Origin of the sequence: Flavobacterium sp. 5 (assembly GCF_002813295.1) — a bacterium.
Taxonomy (GTDB): Bacteria; Bacteroidota; Bacteroidia; order Flavobacteriales; family Flavobacteriaceae; genus Flavobacterium.
The window spans coordinates 1,028,116-1,049,922 of the sequence record NZ_PHUE01000001.1; the positions used below are offsets into that span (position 1 = coordinate 1,028,116).

Below are 21,807 nucleotides of genomic sequence, written 5' to 3' on the forward strand. Positions count from 1 at the left end.
ACGATTATTTAACTAACAATTTATGAGATGGTGCAAACTTAGTTAAGTTGATACCTTCCACCGCAGCTTTATATTCTTCTATCGAAGGAGTTCTACCAAGAACTGTAGATAGTACCACAACCGGAGTAGAAGAAAGTAATGACTCTCCTTTTTTACCTTCTGTATCTTCAACAACTCTTCCTTGGAAAAGACGAGTAGATGTTGCCATTACAGTATCTCCTTTGGCCGCTTTTTCTTGGTTACCCATACAAAGATTACAACCTGGACGCTCTAAATACAACATATTTTCGTATCCTGTACGTGCCACGCCTTTTGGAGCATTATCGTCAAATTCGAAACCAGAATATTTTTGTAAAACTTCCCAGTCACCTTCAGCTTTCAATTCATCAACAATATTATAAGTTGGTGGAGCTACTACAAGCGGTGCTTTAAACTCAACCTTACCGGTTTGCTCTTCAATGTTTTTAAGCATTTGAGCAAGGATTTTCATATCTCCTTTGTGAACCATACAAGAACCGATAAATCCAAGATCTACTTTTTTATTTCCTCCGTAGAAAGATAAAGGTCTGATGGTATCGTGAGTATATCTTTTAGAAACATCTGCATTATTCACATCTGGATCTGCAATCATTGGCTCAGCAATTAAATCTAAATCAACAACAACTTCAGCATAATATTTAGCATTTGCATCTGGTCTTAAAGCTGGTTTCTCACCAGAAATAACCTCTTTAATTCTCTTATCAGCAATAGCAATCAATCCTTTAAGGACTTGAGTAGCATTATCCATACCTTTATCAATCATGATCTGGATTCTACCCTTAGCAATCTCTAAAGATTCAATCAAAGTATAATCTTCAGAAATACAGATAGAAGCTTTAGCTTTCATCTCTGCAGTCCAGTCTGTAAAAGTAAACGCTTGGTCAGCAGTAAGTGTTCCAATGTGAACTTCAATGATTTTACCTTGGAATACGTTTTCTCCTCCAAATTGCTGAAGCATTTGAGATTGAGTAGCGTGAACCACATCACGGAAATCCATGTACCCTTTCATATCTCCTTTGAAAGTAACCTTCACAGATTCCGGAATCGGCATTGAAGCTTCTCCAGTCGCAAGTGCAAGCGCAACCGTTCCTGAGTCAGCACCAAAAGCAACACCTTTTGACATTCTTGTATGCGAATCACCACCAATAATGATAGCCCACTCATCAACAGTAATATCATTCAATACTTTATGAATTACATCTGTCATTGCATGATAAACTCCTTTCGGATCACGTGCTGTGATCAAACCGAAGTCATTCATAAACTTCATCAATCTAGGAATATTAGCTTTAGATTTATTATCCCAAACCGAAGCAGTGTGACAACCAGATTGGTAAGCACCATCAACGATTGGTGAAATCACAGTAGCAGCCATAGACTCTAATTCTTGAGAAGTCATCAAACCTGTTGTATCTTGAGAACCAACAATGTTAACTGTAACACGCACATCAGAACCAGCATGTAATACTTTCCCCGGAGTTGAACCAACTGCATTTCTATTGAAAATTTTCTCAACTGCAGTAAGACCTTGCCCTTCGATAGAAACTTCTTTTGACGGAGCATAAACAGAAACCAAATCAATACCTAAAACCTTTGAAGCAAATGTTTGAAGTTTTTTTCCAAATACAATTGCGTAAGATCCTCCAGCCTTGATAAATTCCATTTTTTGCGGAGTAAAAGCTTTTGAAATATCAATTAGCTCTTTGTCTCCACTATATAATTTTTTTGTTTTTGTATTAATTGTAAGAACAGTACCAGTCGCAACTGAATATACTTCTTCTAAAATAGGATCACCACTTTCGTTTAAAACAGCTTTACCGTTTGCGTCCAGTTTTTTAACCCAGTTTTTAAGATCTAATCCAATACCTCCTGTAACATCAACAGTCGTAAGGAAAATTGGAGAAATTCCGTTAGTTCCTGCAACGATTGGAGCAATATTTATAAATGGAACATAAGGACTTGCTTGTTTTCCTGTCCAAAGCGCCACGTTGTTTACACCAGACATTCTTGAAGACCCTACACCCATAGTACCTTTTTCAGCAATTAACATCACACTTGCTTCTGGATGCTCTGCTTTTAATGCCTCAATTTTATCCTGTGCTTCAGGAGAAATTAAACATTTACCATGCAATTCACGATCAGATCTTGAGTGTGCTTGGTTACCTGGAGAAAGTAAATCGGTTGAAATATCTCCTTCACCAGCAACAAAAGTAACCACTTTAATTTCTTCTACTACTTCTGGAAGTTTTGTAAAAAAATCAGCTTTAGCATAGCTTTCTAAAATTTCTGCAGCAATTTCGCTACCGCTTTTGTAAGCAGCCTCTAAACGATCTGTATCAGCCTCATAAAGATAAACTTGAGTTTTAAGAACGTTAGCAGCTTCTTTTGCAGTTGCAACATCATTACCTAAAGCTAAATCAAGCAATACCTTAATAGAAGGACCACCTTTCATATGTGACAATAATTCAAAAGCAAAAGCAGGAGTTATTTCACTAACCAAAGATTCACCAAGAATAATTTCTTTCAAAAAAGCAGCTTTTACACCAGCAGCAGGAGTAGTTCCAGGAACAGTATTATAAATAAAAAAATTAAGAGAACCTTCGCGGTTTGCGTTATCTAAATCTTTAATTTGAGTAATGATTTCGCTTAACAATTCAGCGCCATCAATAGGCTTAGGATGAAGCCCCTGACCTTTTCTTTCTTCGATTTCGTTTAGATAATCGTTATAAATGTTCATAATAGATCTTTTTCAGCGTTAAAGGCAGATTTTCTTGATTATTTCAAAACCAAATGCCATAATAAGTTCGTGTTTTTTTTGTGATGCAAATTTAATAATTAAAGACGAGAATTTAAAAAAATTTAATGGATGTACGATTTGTAAAAATTATTATTGCAAAATAAAAGATTTCAGTGCATTAAAATAAGAAATAAGCATGTTTTTATAATGAAATTTACAAATTTCGCAATTTGATTTTTTGTTTTAACAAAAATAAAAATTATTGTTAAAACAAAAAGTGTTACATTCCCATTAGAATACAACACTTTTCAATAATTTCTTATTTATTTCTTTTAAATCAGCTTTGCGATTATCATTTCCTCAGAAATTCCTTCTGCATCGGCTTTATAGTTTTTAATAATTCTATGGCGTAAAATTCCCACTGCAACAGCTTTTACATCTTCTATATCTGGTGAAAACTTACCATGAAAAGCTGCGTTTGCTTTAGCAGCCAAAATTAAATTCTGAGACGCTCTAGGTCCTGCTCCCCAATCAAGATAATTTTTTACAAATTCATTCGAAAGCACATTATCAGGACGAGTTTTACTTACCAATGTAACCGCATATTCAACCACATTATCTGCAACTGGAATACGACGAATTAAATGCTGAAAATCAATAATTTCCTGAGCAGTAAATAAAGCATTTATAATTACATTGGAATCAGCAGTAGTTTGTTTTACCACTTGCACTTCTTCTTCAAAAGATGGATATTCTAGTTTTATAGCAAACATAAATCGATCTAATTGTGCTTCTGGCAAAGGATAAGTACCTTCTTGCTCAATTGGATTTTGAGTAGCCAATACGAAATAAGGTAAACTTAATTTATGGTTTACCCCAGCTATAGTAACAGAACGTTCTTGCATTGCTTCTAATAAAGCTGCTTGGGTTTTGGGTGGTGTTCTATTAATTTCATCAGCCAAAATAATATTAGAAAATATAGGTCCTTTAATAAATTTAAATTGTCTGTTTTCATCCAAAATTTCACTTCCTAAAATATCTGAAGGCATTAAATCGGGTGTAAATTGAATTCTTTTAAAATCAAGTCCTAACGCTTGCGCCAAAGTATTCACCAACAAAGTCTTAGCTAACCCAGGAACACCAACCAACAAAGCATGTCCTCCAGAAAAAATACAAAGCAAAATCTGATCGACAACAGCTTCCTGACCTACAATAATTTTGGATATTTCTTTTTTTAATTCATTGCGCTTTTGAACTAAATTTTGAATAGCTGTTACATCCGACATTTTTATATTATTTTTTTAATTAGAAAAGAGTTAGCATTATGAAAACATAAAACTAACTCTTTTTATTTATTTAATGAAAATTATTTTTTTAGCCAGTTACTAGCAAAAGGACAATCTCTATACTCATCTACAACCTTAATATAGGTGTCTTTTATTTTAGTGTCCTGCCATTTTGCAATCGCTTTAATTTGCTTCTCTTTCAAAGCTAAATCTTTAATTTTAATATAATCCTTAGCATAATCAGCAGTATGAGAATCAATTCTATTTGTCACTGTCATGATTTTATAATCCTTTTTCCCTTGAACATCTTCCAAGAATGGCATAGAAATTTCATTATCTTTTAAATTAGAAACCTGAGTATATATACTAGGATCCATGTTGGTCAATTCAAAACGTGTATCTTGAGTCTTAGAATTAACCAAAGCACCACCATTCGCTCTCGTTTCTTTTTCATCAGACATAGTTCTTGCTGCCTCAGCAAAAGTAATTTCTTTATCAAGAATCTTTTTTCTAATTAAAGTAATTTTTTCTTTAGCCTCTTTTAATGATTCCTGAGAAACAACAGGAGAAATTAATATATGCCTAAGTTCAATCTCTTGTCCTTTAATTTTTTCTACATAAATAATATGATATCCATATTGGGTCTCAAAAGGCTCTGATATTTCACCTTCAGCAAGACTAAAAGCAACATCTTTAAACTCCTTTACGAAAGGAGTTTTTCGAGTCATTTTATAATAACCTCCATTTTTACTCGAACCAGGATCTTCAGAATACAAAACAGCTTTGGTCGCAAAACTCGAGCCTTCCATACATTCCTTCCTAAAACCATTTAATTTATCAATAACTTTTTTCTTATCCTCATCAGTCACCTTAGGCTTAACAACGATTTGGGCCACTTCTAATTCAGCACCAAAAACAGGCAAATCTGCAGCAGGTATCTTTTTAAAAAACTCTCGAACTTCTTCAGGTGTAATTTCAACTTTATCAACTATTTTTTTAGTCATTTCACCTGTAAGCTTTTGCTCTTTCAACACATCAAAGAAATAAGTTCTAAATTCTTCTTCAGAATCCTTTTGATAATATTTCACCAATTTATCCATAGAACCAATTTGTTCCAGCATATAATTTAATCTTTCATCCATCATTCCTTTCACTTCAGCATCACTTACTATAATACTATCCTGAACAGCTTGATGTGCATATAATTTTTGCTCAAGTAGATTTCCTAAAACCTGACATCTAGTTACATCTGCCGTAGACCCTCCTTGACTTTTAATCTCCAAAAACCCCTTATCAATATCAGAATCCAGTATCATATAATCTCCAACGGTTGCAACTACTCCATCTATTTTAAGTTTTTTACCTGATGGCACCTCTACTTTAGCAACTGTAACAACACTATCTTTTATAATTTCTTGAGCATTTACAAAAGTCAAAGCAGAAAACAAAAGAAAAAAAGTCAACACAACTTTAATAGTTATGGATTTCATTTGTGCAATTTTTAAAGGCATTTTTTATATTTTTTATTAGTATTATTTCAAAAAAGTTAGTTTTAAAAAAACGCATTCTACTTAAAAACAACGTTTTAAAACTAAAACACATATTCACTTTTAATTCCGAATAATTAAACTGCAATAATTCAACAAAATACTTACAATTATCCGAACTTAAACCAAACAAAAATAACAATTCGAATGCATTAAACAAGTTTCCTTACTAGTATTAACAAAAAATTATTAAGTTCCAATATACATCAATATTACTAGAGTAAAATTCAAAAAAATATACGCTCAATTAAACTTACAATAAATTAACAAAGAAGGCATAAAACCTATTCCCTTTACAATTCTCAATAGAAAAATTATTAATTACTTTATACCTTATAACAAAAATTCAAATATCCATTATTAGAAACAACAAAATCAGTCCTTTATTATAACATCCTTCCTGCTATACTATTTATGTATGGCTATCTAAATAAAAAAGCAAAGAGATATCGATTTATATAAGGACTAAAGTCAAGCTTAGCAATTCTTAGTCAGTATTAATAATTGTAATCAAACTCAGAACCTTATTACAAACAAGTATAAATCTGCTTTTATTATAACTATATATTTTTTTAAATAGCATTTATAAATAGTACTTTTGCAGACAATTGATATAAAAATATGAGTTTTTTAAAAGAAATAGAAAGAAGACGCACTTTTGGGATTATCTCACATCCCGATGCAGGAAAAACCACACTTACAGAGAAATTACTACTTTTTGGAGGAGCTATTCAAGAAGCAGGAGCTGTAAAAAGTAATAAAATAAAAAAAGGAGCAACAAGTGATTTCATGGAAATTGAACGTCAGAGAGGGATTTCTGTATCAACTTCAGTTTTAGCTTTTAATTATAAAGAAAAAAAAATAAACATTCTTGACACTCCTGGTCATAAGGATTTTGCCGAAGATACTTTTAGAACTTTAACTGCTGTTGACAGTGTAATTGTTGTAATTGATGTTGCTAAAGGTGTCGAAGAACAAACCGAAAAATTAGTTTCTGTTTGTAGAATGCGTAAAATTCCAATCATCGTTTTTATCAATAAATTAGATAGAGAAGGAAAAGACGCTTTCGACTTAATGGACGAAGTAGAACAAAAACTTGGGCTAACAGTTACTCCTCTAAGTTTTCCTATCGGAATGGGATATGACTTTCAAGGTATCTATAATCTTTGGGAACAAAACATCAACCTATTTAGTGGTGATAGCCGTAAAAATATCGAAGAAACAATTGCTTTCTCTGATGTTCAAAACCCTGAATTAGAAAAGATAATTGGTCAAAAACCTGCAGATCGCTTACGAGAAGAGTTAGAATTAATTGACGAAGTATATCCTAAATTTGATCGTCAAGATTATTTGGATGGAAAATTACAACCTGTTTTTTTCGGATCAGCTTTAAACAATTTTGGTGTTAGAGAATTATTAGACTGTTTTATTAATATTGCACCATCACCAAAACCTAAAGACTCAGAAACCAGATTAGTCGACCCAAAAGAAGAAAAAATGTCTGGATTTGTATTTAAAATCCATGCTAATATGGATCCTAAACACAGAGACCGATTAGCATTTATAAAAATCGTTTCAGGAACTTTTGAAAGAAACAAACCCTACTATCACGTTCGTCAAAAAAAGAACTTGAAATTCTCAAGTCCAAATGCATTTTTCGCAGAGAAAAAAGAGATTGTAGATATTTCATATCCTGGTGATATTGTTGGCTTACACGATACTGGAAATTTTAAAATTGGCGATACTTTAACCGAAGGTGAAATAATGAGCTTCAAAGGAATCCCAAGTTTTTCTCCAGAACACTTTAGATACATTAATAATGCCGACCCTATGAAAGCCAAGCAGCTGGACAAAGGTGTTGATCAATTGATGGATGAAGGAGTGGCTCAGTTATTCACTTTAGAAATGAATAATCGAAAAATAATTGGAACTGTAGGAGCTTTACAATACGAAGTTATTCAATACCGTTTAGAACACGAATATGGTGCAAAATGTACCTATGAAAATTTTCCTGTGCATAAAGCCTGCTGGGTAAAACCTGATGATGCAAAAAATGATGAATTTAAAGAATTCAAACGTATTAAACAGAAATTTTTAGCAAAAGACAAATACAATCAATTAGTATTTCTTGCCGATTCTGATTTTACAATTCAAATGACTCAAAATAAATATCCAAGTGTAAAATTATTTTTCACCTCTGAATTTGATTAAACTACAAATATTTAAAACAAAAAAAACGCCAATTTAAAATTGGCGTTTTTTATATATACAAATTAAATTCAACCTTAAATACTCGCTAGCAAGATTTAATATTTAGCGCTTTTTTCAAAAGCGTTTTTACTAATAAATGATTTGGCTCAGCTCCAGAAGTCATAAAACTTTTCTTAGAATACATACCGTCATCAGAAAAAGTTTTTCCTATATTCTCTTTAGTTCCCATGAACCAAAGTATAAAATTAGCATTCGAATTTATAATAGAACTGGATACTTTTATTGGATTTTCAATAACAATATTATTATGATTTGTTAATACCTCCTCGGTTGAAATTTCTAAATTTTCCTTTTGTCCAAAAACAGTAGTACTTGAAAAAAAAGCAAACAAAATCACAACAAGTAAAAAACTTCTAGAATTGTTATTTTGCACTTTCAAAAAAAAATTATCCATCTCATTTACTATATATATGGTATATAAACATATATAGACTACGAAAGTAAATCTATAGTTAACTTTGAAAAAAAATAGTCGTTGAAGTACATAAATAGACGTTTAAATACATAAACGTGTTGTCATTGTTAACGAAATAATAATATTTAGGATAAAGGATAAATTACAAATAAAAAAGACTCCATAAAATGGAGTCTTTAATTATAAAATTATGCTTGTCCCGCGGGACCAAAATTTAATGGAATAGGAGGTTGTTCACCCTCTTTTATTTCACCATGTGCTAATTCAAAACGATGAACATTTTCAGCCATTGCTTTGAGTAATCTCTTAGCATGCTGTGGTGTTAAAACAATTCTTGATTTAACTTTTGCCTTAGGAACACCTGGCATAATACAAACAAAATCTAATACAAATTCAGATGAGGAATGATTAATTATAGCCAAATTTGAATAAATCCCTTCAGCTATTTTTTCATCTAATTCAATATTAATCTGTTCTTGTTGTTGGTTAGAATTGCTCATATAGTTTAAGTTTTTCAACACTCTCTCTCTGAATTGACAGAGAGAGAACATTGAGGAAAGAATTAATAAATATACTCTTCTTTATTTGCCATCATATCATTATAGTCTTCTCTAGATCCTACAATTGCATTATCATATTCTCTCATACCTGTACCAGCTGGGATTCTATGACCTACAATTACATTTTCTTTCAATCCTTCTAAGAAGTCAACTTTACCTGCAACAGCAGCTTCGTTTAATACTTTTGTTGTTTCTTGGAAAGAAGCAGCAGAAATAAATGATTTAGTTTGAAGAGAAGCTCTTGTAATACCTTGTAAAACAGGTGTTGCAGTAGCAGTAATTACATCACGAGCCGCAACAAGATTTTTATCTGTACGTTTCAACAATGAATTCTCATCACGTAACTGACGGGGTGTAATGATTTGACCTGCTTTTAAAGCACTTGAATCTCCAGCATCTTCAACCACTTTCATTCCGTAAAGTTTATCATTTTCAACGATAAAATCTTTAGTATGAATCAATTGATCTTCTAAGAATAAAGTATCTCCTGGATCTTGAACTCTAACTTTACGCATCATTTGACGTATAACTACCTCAAAGTGTTTATCGTTAATTTTCACCCCTTGAAGACGGTATACTTCTTGAATTTCATTTACCAAATACTGTTGAACAGCAGCTGGTCCTTGAATTCTTAAAATATCATCTGGAGTAATAGCTCCATCAGACAATGGCACACCAGCTCTAACGAAGTCATTCTCTTGAACTAATATTTGACTTGATAATTTAACCAAGTATTTTCTAACATCACCAAATTTAGATTCAATAACGATCTCACGGTTACCTCTTTTAATTTTTCCAAAAGAAACAACACCATCAATCTCAGAAACTACAGCTGGGTTCGAAGGATTACGAGCCTCTAACAACTCAGTAATTCTTGGTAAACCTCCTGTAATATCCCCAGATTTAGAAGAACGACGAGGAATTTTTACTAAAACTTTACCAGCTTTAATTTTTTCTCCGTTTTCTACCATTAAGTGAGCTCCAACTGGTAAGTTGTAAGAACGAATCAATTCACCTTCTTTACCGTAAACCAATAAAGTTGGAATTAATTTTTTGTTTCTTGCTTCAGAAATTACTTTTTCTTGGAAACCAGTTTGCTCATCGATTTCAACCATGAACGATTGTCCTTGCTCTAAATCTTCGTAAGCAATTTTACCAGTAAACTCAGAAACAATTACACCATTATATGGATCCCATTTACAAATTACAGTTCCTTTAGCTACTGAATCACCATCATTAACATAGATACTAGATCCGTAAGGAATGTTATTCGTACTTAATAAAATACCTGTTTTTTCGTCAATTAATTTAAGTTCAGTAGAACGAGACACTACAATATCAACTGCATTACCTTCACTATCTTCACCTTTAACAGTTTTTAAATCTTCAATTTCTAGTTTACCTCCAAAACGAGTTATAATACTAGATTCTTCAGAAATACCCCCTGCAACCCCTCCAACGTGGAAAGTACGAAGTGTCAACTGTGTTCCTGGCTCTCCAATAGACTGTGCAGCAATTACACCAACAGCCTCACCTCTTTGAGTCATTTTTCCAGTTGCTAAGTTTCTACCGTAACATTTAGCACAAATACCTTTCGTAGCCTCACAAACTAATGGAGAACGTACTTCAACTTTCTCCACTGGAGAAGCTTCAATAGCTTTTACTAAAGCTTCAGTGATTTGTTGACCTGCTTGAACTAATATATCACTAGTTAAAGGATTGATTACATCTTGCAATGCAACACGTCCTAAGATTCTTTCTCCTAATGATTCAACAATTTCCTCATTTTTCTTCAAAGCAGAAACTTCAATACCTCTAAGAGTACCACAATCCTCGATGTTAACAATAACATCTTGAGAAACGTCATGCAATCTTCTAGTTAAGTATCCAGCATCAGCCGTTTTAAGAGCCGTATCCGCAAGTCCTTTACGAGCACCGTGAGTAGAAATAAAGTACTCAAGAATCGAAAGACCTTCTTTAAAGTTAGAAAGAATCGGGTTTTCAATAATTTCTCCACCACCAGCAGTAGATTTTTTAGGCTTAGCCATCAAACCACGCATACCAGTTAACTGACGAATTTGTTCCTTAGAACCCCTCGCTCCAGAATCAAGCATCATATACACAGAGTTGAAACCTTGTTGGTCTTCTCTAATGTTTTTCATTGCCAATTCTGTCAATTGAGCATTTGCTGAAGTCCATACATCAATAACTTGGTTGTAACGTTCGTTATTTGTAATAAGACCCATGTTATAATTCGCAGAAATACCTTCAACTTGCTCTCTAGCATCTGCAATTAATTTTGGTTTTTGTTCTGGGATTCTAATATCACCAAGAGAGAATGATAATCCTCCTTTAAATGCGAATTTATAACCCATATCTTTCATGTTGTCCAAGAAAGCCGCTGTTTCAGGTACACTAGTCGAACTCAATACGTGTCCGATAATGTCTCTTAAGTTTTTCTTAGTCAATACATCATTGATATATCCAGCTGCTTCTGGTACTACTTCATTAAATAATACACGTCCAGCAGTTGTTTGAATAATTTGGTAAACTAATTCACCAGCTTCGTTAAAATCTTTTGCTCTAATTTTCACTTGAGCATTCAATTCTAAACGACCTTCATTCAATGCAATATTTACTTCTTCTGCAGAGTAGAAAGTAATTCCTTGTCCTAAAATAGTTTTCTCAGGTGTAGACAAACGTTCTTTGGTCATATAGTAAAGACCAAGTACCATGTCTTGAGAAGGTACAGTAATCGGAGCACCATTCGCAGGGTTCAAGATATTATGAGAAGCCAACATTAACAATTGAGCTTCCAAAATAGCTTCTGGTCCTAACGGCAAGTGAACCGCCATTTGATCCCCATCAAAATCCGCGTTAAACGCCGTACAAACTAAAGGGTGCAATTGAATCGCTTTTCCTTCAATTAATTTTGGTTGGAATGCTTGAATACCTAATCTGTGCAAAGTAGGAGCACGGTTTAGTAATACTGGGTGACCTTTAATTACATTTTCAAGGATATCCCAAACTACTGGCTCTTTTTTGTCAATTATTTTTTTAGCAGATTTTACAGTTTTTACAATTCCTCTTTCTATCAATTTACGGATAACGAAAGGTTTGTATAATTCTGCTGCCATATCTTTTGGCAATCCACATTCGAACAATTTCAACTCAGGTCCAACAACAATTACCGAACGAGCAGAATAATCCACACGTTTTCCAAGTAAGTTTTGACGGAAACGTCCTTGCTTACCTTTAAGGGAATCAGATAATGATTTTAATGGTCTGTTTGATTCCGTTTTTACAGCAGATGCTTTACGAGTGTTATCGAAAAGTGAATCTACTGATTCTTGCAACATACGTTTCTCGTTTCTTAAGATTACTTCAGGAGCTTTAATCTCGATTAATCTTTTCAAACGGTTGTTACGAATAATTACACGACGGTATAAATCATTCAAATCTGAAGTTGCAAAACGACCTCCATCTAGAGGCACAAGAGGACGCAATTCTGGTGGAATAACCGGAATAACTTTCATAATCATCCATTCTGGACGATTTTCTCTATTCAATGAAGACTCACGGAAAGATTCAACAACTTGTAATCTTTTTAAAGCTTCAGTTTTACGTTGTTTAGATGTTTCATTATTAGCTTTGTGTCTTAAATCATATGACAATTCGTCAAGATCGATACGAGCTAATAAATCCATAATACACTCTGCTCCCATTTTGGCAACAAATTTATTTGGATCAAAATCATCTAAATATTGATTGTCTGCTGGAAGAGTATCTAAAATATTTAAATATTCTTCTTCAGTTAAAAAATCTAGTCTTTGTACAGATTCTCCTTCAGCATTTTTAGCAATACCTGCCTGAATAACTACATATCTTTCGTAGTAGATAATCATATCTAATTTCTTAGATGGCAAACCAAGAATATAACCAATTTTGTTAGGAAGAGAACGGAAATACCAGATATGAGCAATTGGCACAACCAGGTTGATGTGTCCTACTCTATCTCTACGTACTTTTTTCTCAGTAACCTCTACACCACAACGGTCACAGATGATCCCTTTGTAACGTATTCTTTTGTATTTACCACAAGCACATTCAAAATCTTTAACAGGTCCAAAAATTCTTTCGCAGAAAAGACCGTCACGTTCTGGTTTGTGAGTTCTGTAGTTAATAGTTTCTGGCTTTAAAACTTCACCTCTCGATTCTTTCAAAATTGATTCAGGAGAAGCTAGACCTATAGATATTTTATTGAATCTTTTTACAGGATTCTTATCTTTATTGTTGTTATTATTTCTATTATTCATCATAGTTTTTACTATTGATTTATTTGCAATTAAAAATTGATTTTAATACATACGTAGCAATGCTACGTTTTTATTGTACAGATGTTGCACTGCAACGTCTCTACCCTCGGATTACTTCTCTAAACTTCAAACTATTTTTTTTTGAAGTGCTAATTATATAGTTATATAAAAAATCGGAACGGTTTACGGGTATAAATCCTAAAAACTCTTATAAATGCCAAAATAGAGACGTTGCACTGCAACGTCTCTACCATGACAAAATATTATTTATTCTTCTAAACGAAGGTCTAATCCAAGACCTTTCAATTCATGCATTAATACATTGAATGATTCAGGTAATCCTGGTTCTGGCATAGACTCTCCTTTTACGATAGCTTCGTAAGTTTTAGCTCTACCAATAACATCATCAGACTTAACAGTCAAGATTTCACGAAGAGTACTTGATGCTCCATAAGCCTCAAGTGCCCAAACCTCCATCTCTCCAAAACGTTGACCTCCAAATTGAGCTTTACCTCCAAGTGGTTGTTGAGTAATCAACGAGTATGGTCCGATAGAACGTGCGTGCATCTTATCATCAACCATGTGTCCTAATTTAAGCATGTAAATTACTCCCACAGTTGCTGCTTGATGGAAACGCTCTCCAGTACCACCATCATAAAGATGTGTATGTCCGAAACGCGGTACTCCAGCTTCATCAGTTAATTCATTAATTTGATCTAAAGTTGCACCATCAAAAATTGGAGTAGCAAATTTTCTACCCAAGTTCATTCCAGCCCAACCAAGAACAGTCTCATAAATTTGACCAATGTTCATACGAGAAGGTACCCCAAGTGGATTCAATACGATATCAACTGGTGTTCCATCTTCTAAGAAAGGCATATCTTCATGACGAACAATACGAGCAACAATACCTTTGTTACCGTGACGTCCTGCCATTTTATCCCCAACTTTCAACTTACGTTTCTTAGCAATATAAACTTTAGCTAATTTCAAAATTCCTGATGGTAATTCATCTCCAACAGTAATTGTGAATTTCTCTCTACGTAATGCACCTTGTAAATCGTTCAATTTAATTTTATAGTTATGAATTAAATCATTAACCATTTTATTAGTTACATCATCAGCAACCCATTGACCTTTACTTAAGTGAGCGAAATCTTCAACAGCATAAAGCATTTTTTGAGTATATTTTTTACCTTTTGGTAAAACTTCTTCACCCAAATCATTCATTACACCTTGAGAAGTTTTTCCATTTACAATATTGAAAAGTTTCTCAATCAATCTATCTTTAAGCTCAACAAACTTAACTTCGAACTCCATTTCAAGTGCTCCTAAAGCATCTTTATCTTGAGTACGTTTACGTTTATCTTTTACTGCTCTTGCAAATAATTTTTTATCTAAAACAACACCATGTAAAGATGGAGAAGCTTTTAATGAAGCATCTTTAACATCACCTGCTTTGTCCCCGAAGATTGCACGAAGCAATTTCTCTTCTGGAGTAGGATCTGATTCTCCTTTTGGAGTAATTTTACCGATAAGAATATCACCAGGTTTAACCTCGGCACCAATTCTAATCATACCATTTTCATCTAAGTCTTTAGTAGCCTCTTCAGAAACGTTTGGTATATCATTCGTTAATTCTTCATTACCTAATTTAGTATCTCTTACTTCTAATGAGTAATCATCTACGTGGATTGAAGTAAAGATATCATCACGAACAACTTTCTCAGAAATAACAATCGCATCCTCGAAGTTATACCCTTTCCATGGCATAAATGCAACTTTAAGGTTTCTACCTAAAGCTAATTCTCCATTTTGAGTAGCATATCCTTCAGACAATACTTGACCAAGAATAACTCTATCTCCTTTTCTTACGATAGGTTTAAGGTTGATACTTGTTCCTTGATTGGTTTTTCTAAATTTAATTAAGTTGTATGTTTTATCATCAGATTCAAAACTAACCATTCTTTCTTCTTCAGAACGATCGTACTTAATAGTGATAATATTGGCATCAACATATTCTACAACTCCAGGACCTTCAGCGTTAATTAAAACTCTTGAATCTGAAGCTACTTGACGCTCTAAACCAGTTCCAACGATTGGTGCTTCAGGACGAATTAATGGTACCGCCTGACGCATCATGTTAGATCCCATCAAGGCTCTATTCGCATCATCATGTTCCAAGAAAGGAATCAATGAAGCTGAAATCGAAGCAATTTGATTTGGAGCAACGTCTGTATAATGTACCTGTGCAGGATCAATTACAGGGAAATCACCTTCTTGACGTGCAATTACGTTTTCAGCTGTGATTTTTCCAGAATCATCCATTTTAATGTTTGCCTGAGCAATTAACATTCCTTCTTCTTCTTCTGCGCTTAAGTAAATTGGAGTAGACTCTAAATCAACAACTCCTTCAGTTACTTTACGGTAAGGTGTTTCAATGAAACCCATTCCGTTTACTTTAGCATAAACACCAAGAGATGAAATCAAACCAATGTTTGGTCCCTCTGGAGTTTCAATAGGACATAAACGTCCGTAGTGCGTATAGTGAACGTCACGAACCTCAAATCCAGCTCTTTCTCTCGAAAGTCCACCTGGTCCAAGTGCAGATAATCTTCTTTTGTGTGTAATCTCAGCTAATGGATTCGTTTGATCCATAAATTGAGATAACTGATTAGTTCCAAAGAAAGAGTTGATAACTGACGATAATGTTTTAGCATTAATCAAATCAATTGGTGTAAACACCTCGTTATCTCTAACGTTCATTCTCTCACGAATAGTTCTAGCCATACGTGCTAAACCAACACCAAATTGTTGAGACAATTGTTCACCAACTGTTCTAACACGACGGTTTGATAAGTGATCTATGTCATCAATCTCTGCTTTAGAGTTGATCAATTCGATCAAATACTTAACAATAGTAATGATATCTTCTTTGGTAAGCACTTGCTTTTCCATTGGAGTATCAAGACCAAGTTTTTTGTTAATTCTATAACGACCTACTTCACCTAAGTTGTAACGTTGGTCAGAGAAGAATAATTTATCGATAATACCACGAGCAGTTTCTTCATCAGGCGGTTCTGCGTTACGCAATTGTCTGTAGATATGCTCAACAGCTTCTTTTTCAGAGTTTGTTGGATCTTTTTGCAATGTATTATGGATGATAGAATAATCAACTAGATTATTATCTTCCTTATGCAACAAAATAGATTTAACGTTAGAATCGATGATTTCCTCAACATTATCTTTGTCGATAATAGTATCTCTATCAAGGATTATTTCGTTACGTTCGATAGAAACAACTTCGCCAGTATCTTCATCAACGAAATCTTCATGCCAAGTGTTCAAAACACGAGCAGCTAATTTTCTACCAATATATTTTTTAAGTCCAGTTTTAGAAACTTTAATTTCTTCAGCAAGGTCAAAAATCTCAAGGATATCCTTGTCTCTTTCGAACCCAATTGCACGGAATAAAGTTGTAACAGGCAACTTTTTCTTTCTATCGATATATGCGTACATAACGCTGTTGATATCTGTAGAAAATTCTATCCAAGATCCTTTAAAAGGAATAACTCTCGCAGAATATAATTTTGTTCCATTTGCATGGAATGATTGACCAAAGAAAACACCTGGAGATCTGTGCAATTGAGAAACAACAACACGTTCAGCGCCATTGATTACAAAAGTACCACTTGGTGTCATGTAAGGAATTGTTCCAAGATAAACATCTTGTACAATAGTTTCAAAATCTTCGTGTTCAGGATCTGTACAATATAGTTTCAATCTTGCTTTTAAAGGCACGCTATACGTAAGACCTCTCTCTATACATTCTTGAATAGTGTAACGGGGTGGATCAACAAAATAATCAAGGAATTCCAATACAAAGTTATTTCTTGTATCTGTAATTGGGAAGTTTTCCATGAAGGTGTTGTATAACCCTTCGTCGCCTCTTTCGTCAGATTTAGTTTCCAATTGGAAGAAATCTTTAAACGATTTTACCTGAACATCCAAAAAGTCTGGATACTGAGGTATGTTTTTTGTTGAGGCAAAATTCAATCTTTCAGTCTGATTTGTTATCATCAATGGACAAATTTTGATTAAAAAAGTAATTTTTTTGTATAAATAGAAATGGTATTTATACTCTTCTTTTACAACCGCTACATCTTTAAAAACCAATTTAAGATAACTACTTTCTTATTATCTGTTAATTTTTTTTCCTCGTAATGGGTAAAATGAATCTAATTTCAAAAGCTAAATTATAAGAAAATAAACTAGACTTTTGTTATACGAAAAATGGTTTAGGCCATTGAGTGTGTACCCAAGACCTAAACCTTATTCTTAAAACTGAGTTTTACTATTTAAGCTCAACAACAGCTCCAGCTTCTTCTAAAGATTTTTTAAGACCTTCAGCCTCTTCTTTAGAAACACCTTCTTTAACGTTACTTGGAGCTCCGTCAACTACATCTTTAGCCTCTTTCAAACCTAAACCTGTAAGTTCTTTAACTAATTTTACTACAGCTAATTTAGAAGCACCAGCTTCTTTCAATACAACTGTAAATTCAGTTTGAGCTTCTTCAGCAGCAGCTTCTCCACCACCTGAAACTACTACAGCTGCAGCAGCTGGTTCGATTCCGTACTCATCTTTTAATATTGTTGCTAATTCGTTAACTTCTTTAACTGTTAAGTTAACTAATTGCTCTGCGAATTGTTTCAAATCTGCCATTTTTTCTATCGTTTTAAAATGATTTGTAAAAATATAATTTATTTATTGTGCGCTATTTAAGCAACAAGGAAATTGAATTCCCTGTTTTGAGTATTATGCCTCAACCTCTTCGCTATTAGCGAATTGGTTTTGTAAAGCAGAAATAACTCTTTGAGCTGGTGATTGTAATAATCCGATGATTTCACCGATAAGCTCTTCTTTAGATTTGATAGTTGCTAATGCATCTAATTGATCATCTCCAATATAAATTTCAGAATTGATATAAGCCCCTTTCAATACAGGTTTTGCTGATTTTTTTCTAAAATCTTTGATAATTTTTCCAGGAGCATTTGCAACATCTGCAATAAAAATAGCGCTATTACCTGCTAATACAGAAGGTAAATCACCATAATCATTATCAGAAGCTTCCATTGCTTTTGCAAGCAAAGTGTTTTTTACTACCTCTAATTTAATACCTGCTTTAAAACAAGCTCTTCTCAAGTTTGAAGTTGTTTCTGCGTCTAACCCAGAAATATCAGATACATAAACAATATTTGTACCAGCTAACTGTGCAGTTAAATCTTCAATCGCGATTGATTTTTCTTCTCTAGTCATACTAAAAATTATTAACTACCAATTATACTGCTTTAGGGTCCAATGCAATTGCAGGACTCATAGTGCTTGTAAGGTGAATACCTTTAATATAGGTACCTTTAGCAGCAGTTGGTTTAAGTTTGATTAATGTTTGAATAATTTCGTGTGCATTGTCATAAATTTGCTCAGCTCCAAAAGAAACTTTACCAATTCCTGCATGTACGATACCAGTTTTATCAACTTTAAAGTCAATTTTACCAGCTTTAACCTCTGCAACAGCTTTAGCAACATCCATAGTTACTGTACCTGTTTTAGGGTTTGGCATTAAACCTCTAGGTCCTAAAATACGACCTAATGGACCTAATTTACCCATAACAGCTGGCATAGTGATGATAACATCAACATCTGTCCAACCATCTTTAATTTTTTGTAAATAATCATCAAGTCCAACGAAGTCAGCACCAGCTGCCAAAGCTTCCGCTTCTTTATCTGGAGTAACTAATGCTAATACTTTTACATCTTTACCAGTACCATGAGGTAATGTTACTACACCTCTCACCATTTGATTCGCTTTTCTTGGATCTACACCCAATCTAACAGCGATATCAACAGACTCATCAAATTTTGCAGAAGCAATAACTTTGATTAATGCCGCAGCATCTTTCAAAGAATATAATTTGTTCTTTTCAATTTTTGAAGCAGCCTCTTTTTGCTTTTTTGTCAATTTTGCCATGTTTTTCTCTTAATTAAAAAGGAGAATCTCCTGATACAGTTATACCCATAGATCTAGCTGTTCCAGCGATCATGCTCATAGCAGATTCGATTGTGAATGCATTTAAATCTACCATTTTATCTTCAGCAATTGCTTTGATAACATCCCAAGTAACGCTAGCTACTTTTTTACGATTTGGTTCACCTGATCCAGACTTTAGCTTTGCAGCTTCCAATAATTGGACAGCAGCTGGAGGAGTTTTTACAACAAAATCAAATGATTTGTCTTTATACACAGTAATTTGTACTGGGCATATTTTGCCAGGTTTATCTTGTGTTCTAGCATTAAATTGCTTACAGAACTCCATGATGTTTACCCCAGCAGCTCCTAAAGCAGGTCCAACCGGTGGCGACGGATTCGCAGCACCTCCCTTAACTTGTAGTTTAACTACCTTACTAATTTCTTTAGCCATTTTTTAAAAAATTTAACACGACAATCTTTGGAAGCGATTGTGGTGGATATTATAGATGTAACGAAAATTATACTTTTTCAACTTGCATAAAACTTAATTCTAATGGAGTTTTTCTTCCGAAAATTTTCACCATTACTTCAAGTTTACGCTTTTCTTCATTTATTTTTTCAACTGTACCGTTAAAACCATTAAAAGGACCATCGATCACTTTAATAGTTTCTCCTAAGTTGAAAGGAATAGAACGAGTATCTGTATTTACAGCTAACTCATCAACTTTACCTAACATTCTATTTACTTCTGACATTCTTAACGGAACAGGTTCACCACCTTTTGTTTCGCCTAAGAAACCAATAACACTTGTGATAGACTTGATAATATGAGGAATTTCCCCAACTAAATTGGCTTCCAACATAACATATCCAGGAAAGTAAACTTTATCTTTAGACAACTTTTTACCTTCTTTTACAGTAACTACTTTTTCAGTAGGCACAAGAACTTGCGAAACATAATCACTCATCCCTAGACGAGCTATTTCTGTTTCGATATAAGCTTTCACTTTATTTTCTTGTCCGCTTACCGCACGAACGACATACCACTTTTTTATATTATTATCAGCCATTACAAAAAATTATGCTTTTATCCAGTTAAAAAATACAGCTAATGTTTTTGCACATACTTCATCTGTTCCCCATGTTGCTAAAGCAAATACCACTGAAAACACAGCTACAACAATTGTAAGACGTTGCACTTCAGCCCACTCTGGCCAAGTTACATTTGATTTTAATTCCTCAAATGATTCTGATATGTAATTAACAACTTTTGTCATAGTGATTCGATTATTTTGCACGGGCGGAGGGATTCGAACCCCCATCAACGGTTTTGGAGACCGCTATTCTACCCTTGAACTACGCCCGTAGTTATAAAACCAGTGTCATCAAAACGACACTGGTTTTGGTATTTATATAGTATTAACCTACAATTTCAGTAACCTGTCCAGCACCTACAGTTCTACCACCTTCACGGATAGCGAAACGTAAACCAACGCTCATTGCGATTGGGCTTAACAAAGATACATTGATAGTTAAGTTATCTCCTGGCATTACCATCTCTACACCTTCTGGTAAAGTAATAACTCCTGTTACGTCAGTTGTACGTACGTAGAACTGTGGACGGTAGTTATTATGGAATGGAGTGTGACGTCCACCTTCTTCTTTTTTCAAGATATAAACTTCAGCTTTGAAAGTAGCGTGTGGTTTAACAGATCCTGGCTTAATGATAACCATTCCTCTTTTGATAGATTCTTTATCAACACCTCTTAACAATAAACCTACATTATCTCCAGCTTCACCTCTATCAAGGATTTTACGGAACATCTCAACTCCTGTAATAGTAGAAGTTAATTTTTCAGCTCCCATACCAATAATTTCAACTGGATCTCCTGTATTAGCAATACCTGTTTCGATACGACCTGTAGCAACAGTTCCACGACCAGTGATTGTAAATACATCCTCAACTGGCATTAAGAATGGTTTTTCAGTATCACGAACTGGCTCCTCGATCCAAGCATCAACAGCTTCCATCAATTCAATAATTTTTGGCACCCAAGCTGGATCATTATTCAATCCTCCTAAAGCAGAACCTTGAACAACTGGACAGTTATCACCATCATATTCATAGAAAGACAATAAGTCTCTGATTTCCATTTCAACTAACTCTAAAAGCTCAGCATCATCAACCATATCCACTTTGTTCATAAAAACTACCATTCTAGGAATACCTACTTGGCGACCTAAAAGGATGTGCTCACGAGTTTGTGGCATTGGTCCGTCAGTTGCAGCTACAACAAGGATAGCACCGTCCATTTGAGCAGCACCAGTAACCATGTTTTTTACGTAATCCGCGTGACCTGGACAGTCAACGTGTGCGTAGTGACGGTTAGCAGTTTCATACTCAACGTGTGATGTATTAATTGTAATACCTCTTTCTTTTTCTTCAGGAGCATTATCAATTTGATCAAATGATTTTGCTTGACAGTAACCAGCATCAGATAACACTTTTGTGATTGCTGCTGTTAAAGTAGTTTTACCGTGATCTACGTGTCCGATCGTACCAATATTTAAGTGTGGTTTCGAACGGTTAAAGGTTTCTTTTGCCAT

15 protein-coding genes and 1 tRNA gene are annotated in these 21,807 nt (G+C 34.0%); 1 reads left to right on the top strand and 15 read right to left on the bottom strand.

Annotation, left to right across the window (positions count from 1 at the left end; genetic code table 11):
- Positions 1-4: 4 nt before the first annotated feature.
- The 3 genes from CLU82_RS04150 to CLU82_RS04160 form a co-directional block, all read right to left on the bottom strand.
- Positions 5-2,776: a bifunctional aconitate hydratase 2/2-methylisocitrate dehydratase gene (locus CLU82_RS04150; protein WP_100841903.1), complete on the bottom strand. Its 2,772-nt coding sequence runs from the start codon at positions 2,774-2,776 to the stop codon at positions 5-7.
- 332 nt (positions 2,777-3,108) lie between these two features.
- Positions 3,109-4,062: a MoxR family ATPase gene (locus tag CLU82_RS04155; RefSeq protein ID WP_100841904.1), complete on the bottom strand. Its 954-nt coding sequence runs from the start codon at positions 4,060-4,062 to the stop codon at positions 3,109-3,111.
- Between the two features lie 80 nt (positions 4,063-4,142).
- Positions 4,143-5,573 (bottom strand): peptidylprolyl isomerase, encoded by a 1,431-nt coding sequence (locus tag CLU82_RS04160; RefSeq protein WP_100841905.1) that lies wholly within the window; start codon positions 5,571-5,573, stop codon positions 4,143-4,145.
- 657 nt (positions 5,574-6,230) lie between these two features.
- Between CLU82_RS04160 and CLU82_RS04165 the strand changes: the two genes are divergently transcribed.
- Positions 6,231-7,820 carry a peptide chain release factor 3 gene (locus CLU82_RS04165; RefSeq protein WP_100841906.1) on the top strand — a complete coding sequence of 530 codons (1,590 nt, stop codon included), beginning with the start codon at positions 6,231-6,233 and terminating at the stop codon, positions 7,818-7,820.
- An 85-nt stretch (positions 7,821-7,905) separates the two neighbouring features.
- Here the strand turns inward: CLU82_RS04165 and CLU82_RS04170 are convergent, their stop codons facing one another.
- From CLU82_RS04170 to tuf, 12 genes are all read right to left on the bottom strand, one after another.
- Positions 7,906-8,274 carry a hypothetical protein gene (locus tag CLU82_RS04170; RefSeq protein ID WP_100841907.1) on the bottom strand — a complete coding sequence of 123 codons (369 nt, stop codon included), beginning with the start codon at positions 8,272-8,274 and terminating at the stop codon, positions 7,906-7,908.
- A gap of 209 nt (positions 8,275-8,483) precedes the next feature.
- Positions 8,484-8,795, bottom strand: a complete 312-nt coding sequence (locus CLU82_RS04175; protein ID WP_100841908.1) for a DUF3467 domain-containing protein — start codon at positions 8,793-8,795, stop codon at positions 8,484-8,486.
- Between the two features lie 62 nt (positions 8,796-8,857).
- Positions 8,858-13,174, bottom strand: a complete 4,317-nt coding sequence (rpoC, locus tag CLU82_RS04180; protein ID WP_100841909.1) for a DNA-directed RNA polymerase subunit beta' — start codon at positions 13,172-13,174, stop codon at positions 8,858-8,860.
- 264 nt (positions 13,175-13,438) lie between these two features.
- The gene (gene rpoB, locus CLU82_RS04185; protein WP_100844929.1) at positions 13,439-17,251 is read right to left on the bottom strand and encodes a DNA-directed RNA polymerase subunit beta; all 3,813 of its coding nucleotides are present in this window, start codon (positions 17,249-17,251) and stop codon (positions 13,439-13,441) included.
- A gap of 274 nt (positions 17,252-17,525) precedes the next feature.
- Positions 17,526-17,894 carry a 50S ribosomal protein L7/L12 gene (gene rplL / locus CLU82_RS04190; protein WP_100841910.1) on the bottom strand — a complete coding sequence of 123 codons (369 nt, stop codon included), beginning with the start codon at positions 17,892-17,894 and terminating at the stop codon, positions 17,526-17,528.
- A 93-nt stretch (positions 17,895-17,987) separates the two neighbouring features.
- Entirely contained in the window at positions 17,988-18,488 is a 501-nt protein-coding gene (rplJ, locus tag CLU82_RS04195; RefSeq protein WP_100841911.1) for a 50S ribosomal protein L10, read from the bottom strand.
- Between the two features lie 22 nt (positions 18,489-18,510).
- Positions 18,511-19,200: a 50S ribosomal protein L1 gene (rplA, locus tag CLU82_RS04200; RefSeq protein WP_100841912.1), complete on the bottom strand. Its 690-nt coding sequence runs from the start codon at positions 19,198-19,200 to the stop codon at positions 18,511-18,513.
- A gap of 13 nt (positions 19,201-19,213) precedes the next feature.
- Positions 19,214-19,651 (bottom strand): 50S ribosomal protein L11, encoded by a 438-nt coding sequence (gene rplK, locus CLU82_RS04205; protein ID WP_035639405.1) that lies wholly within the window; start codon positions 19,649-19,651, stop codon positions 19,214-19,216.
- Between the two features lie 67 nt (positions 19,652-19,718).
- A complete protein-coding gene (nusG, locus tag CLU82_RS04210) occupies positions 19,719-20,270 on the bottom strand; it encodes a transcription termination/antitermination protein NusG (protein ID WP_077370832.1) in 552 nt (183 codons plus the stop codon).
- A gap of 9 nt (positions 20,271-20,279) precedes the next feature.
- Positions 20,280-20,477, bottom strand: coding sequence for a preprotein translocase subunit SecE (secE, locus tag CLU82_RS04215; RefSeq protein ID WP_100841913.1), 198 nt, complete (start codon positions 20,475-20,477; stop codon positions 20,280-20,282).
- Positions 20,478-20,495: 18 nt separating this feature from the next.
- Positions 20,496-20,566: transfer RNA gene (locus CLU82_RS04220), tRNA-Trp, on the bottom strand.
- Between the two features lie 53 nt (positions 20,567-20,619).
- Positions 20,620-21,807 carry an elongation factor Tu gene (gene tuf, locus CLU82_RS04225; RefSeq protein ID WP_100841914.1) on the bottom strand — a complete coding sequence of 396 codons (1,188 nt, stop codon included), beginning with the start codon at positions 21,805-21,807 and terminating at the stop codon, positions 20,620-20,622.

Excerpts from the sequence above, each read along its gene's own strand:
- rplK (WP_035639405.1), bottom strand. The coding sequence starts at position 19,651 with ATGGCTAAAGAAATTAGTAAGGTAGTTAAACTACAAGTTAAGGGAGGT.
- CLU82_RS04175 (WP_100841908.1), bottom strand. The coding sequence starts at position 8,795 with ATGAGCAATTCTAACCAACAACAAGAACAGATTAATATTGAATTAGAT.
- secE (WP_100841913.1), bottom strand. The coding sequence starts at position 20,477 with ATGACAAAAGTTGTTAATTACATATCAGAATCATTTGAGGAATTAAAA.
- nusG (WP_077370832.1), bottom strand. The coding sequence starts at position 20,270 with ATGGCTGATAATAATATAAAAAAGTGGTATGTCGTTCGTGCGGTAAGC.
- tuf (WP_100841914.1), bottom strand. The coding sequence starts at position 21,807 with ATGGCAAAAGAAACCTTTAACCGTTCGAAACCACACTTAAATATTGGT.
- CLU82_RS04160 (WP_100841905.1), bottom strand. The coding sequence starts at position 5,573 with ATGCCTTTAAAAATTGCACAAATGAAATCCATAACTATTAAAGTTGTG.
- rpoC (WP_100841909.1), bottom strand. The coding sequence starts at position 13,174 with ATGATGAATAATAGAAATAATAACAACAATAAAGATAAGAATCCTGTA.
- rplL (WP_100841910.1), bottom strand. The coding sequence starts at position 17,894 with ATGGCAGATTTGAAACAATTCGCAGAGCAATTAGTTAACTTAACAGTT.
- CLU82_RS04155 (WP_100841904.1), bottom strand. The coding sequence starts at position 4,062 with ATGTCGGATGTAACAGCTATTCAAAATTTAGTTCAAAAGCGCAATGAA.
- CLU82_RS04170 (WP_100841907.1), bottom strand. The coding sequence starts at position 8,274 with ATGGATAATTTTTTTTTGAAAGTGCAAAATAACAATTCTAGAAGTTTT.
- rplA (WP_100841912.1), bottom strand. The coding sequence starts at position 19,200 with ATGGCAAAATTGACAAAAAAGCAAAAAGAGGCTGCTTCAAAAATTGAA.
- rplJ (WP_100841911.1), bottom strand. The coding sequence starts at position 18,488 with ATGACTAGAGAAGAAAAATCAATCGCGATTGAAGATTTAACTGCACAG.
- CLU82_RS04165 (WP_100841906.1), top strand. The coding sequence starts at position 6,231 with ATGAGTTTTTTAAAAGAAATAGAAAGAAGACGCACTTTTGGGATTATC.
- rpoB (WP_100844929.1), bottom strand. The coding sequence starts at position 17,251 with ATGATAACAAATCAGACTGAAAGATTGAATTTTGCCTCAACAAAAAAC.
- CLU82_RS04150 (WP_100841903.1), bottom strand. The coding sequence starts at position 2,776 with ATGAACATTTATAACGATTATCTAAACGAAATCGAAGAAAGAAAAGGT.